The organism is Faecalibacterium sp. Marseille-P9590 (assembly GCF_017377665.1).
GTDB lineage: Bacteria > Bacillota > Clostridia > Oscillospirales > Ruminococcaceae > Faecalibacterium.
The window spans coordinates 1-1,303 of the sequence record NZ_JAFREF010000023.1; the positions used below are offsets into that span (position 1 = coordinate 1).

At 44.1% G+C, this 1,303-nt stretch carries 1 protein-coding gene; it reads right to left on the reverse strand.

Annotated elements, in window-relative coordinates:
- On the reverse strand, positions 1 to 1,140 hold a 1,140-nt coding region (locus tag J3349_RS13940; protein ID WP_207677826.1), incomplete at its 3' end, for an IS110 family transposase.
- Positions 1,141 to 1,303 lie beyond the last annotated feature (163 nt).

Here is a 1,303-nt window from a genome sequence, read left to right on the forward strand (position 1 = left end):
CTTTGCCGGTTTGTTTTTACATTTCTTTTCATAATAACTGAGCAGTACGGGGTTCGCTGCAGAGTCCTTTCCGCGCTTACAAATCGAATTAACTATTCCCATGTGAAGTGCAGCTCTTGCATAGGAAGAGCCACGTTTTGAGAGTTTGTTCTTTGTTCCTCTGAATGATCCGGATTGCCGCTCTGTTGGGTCTAAACCAAAATATGCTGCAAGCTGTTTCGGCTTCTTGAACAACGAGATATCTCCGATTTCTCCTAGTAAAAGGGCTGCCGAATGACTACCAATACCAGGGATGCTTTGCAGTAAAGAAACGTTGTTTCGCATTTCTTTTATCTGAGCCAGCAAATTATCTATTGCGGTTTCTATTTGAAGCACACTTTCGGACAATGTACGAAGCATTTGAATGGTACACACAATGAGTGTTTCATCGGCACATGAATGAATCCCCAATGTCTGCGCTTTTTGTGCTGCGGAGATTAGCAATCCAGCTTTCTTTTTAGCAAAACTATAACCAGACTTACTTGCAGCAGCAATCACTTCAACCAGTTCTGATTCTTCCTCTACAAGCAAAATGGTCGGCGTTGGAAAACGTACAAGCACAGCGCAGGAAGTGACGCCTCCCACATCGGAAAAGACCTTATCATAGCCTGGAAAGGTCTGATCCAAAAGGGCTGTTAATCGGTTTTTATAACTCGAAACGTCGTTCAACAATTCCGCACGATGTCTGCAGAGCTGGCGTAGCGCACGCGTTGCCGTTTGAGGAATTTGGGAAGGACGCAATGTCTTTGTTCGATACATCATTGCCAGTTTGAAGGCATCCACACGATCGGTTTTCCTCTTTCTGATAGAGAAGTCCTTCATCGAATTGCTTTGAAGTGGATTCACCACGATCACGTCATATCCATGCTCTGAGAAAAATTGAAAGAGGATCAAATGGTAGTGTGAGGTGGACTCCATCACAATAACAGGCTTACTGAAAAAAAGCCGCTCAGCCTTTTGGAGTAGGGCGTTTGCTCGATTTATCGATGTTTCGTCGTGATAAATCTTTTCTTGCGCAAAGATTTTGTTGTCTGGCGACAAAATGCACATATCACTGAATCGTTTGCTGACATCAATTCCAGCTACCGGACAATAACTCATATACACCTCTCCTTTCAGGGCAGTTTCGCTTCTTCGCAAAAGTAACAGGCGCGTTGTTGACACGGGTAACGGTTGTGCCGACCCAACCAATCAAAACATTGAATCTTTTACGAAGCGAACGGACGGTCTACGCTGTTAGTAATTCCTGAATGGAAACCAAGCA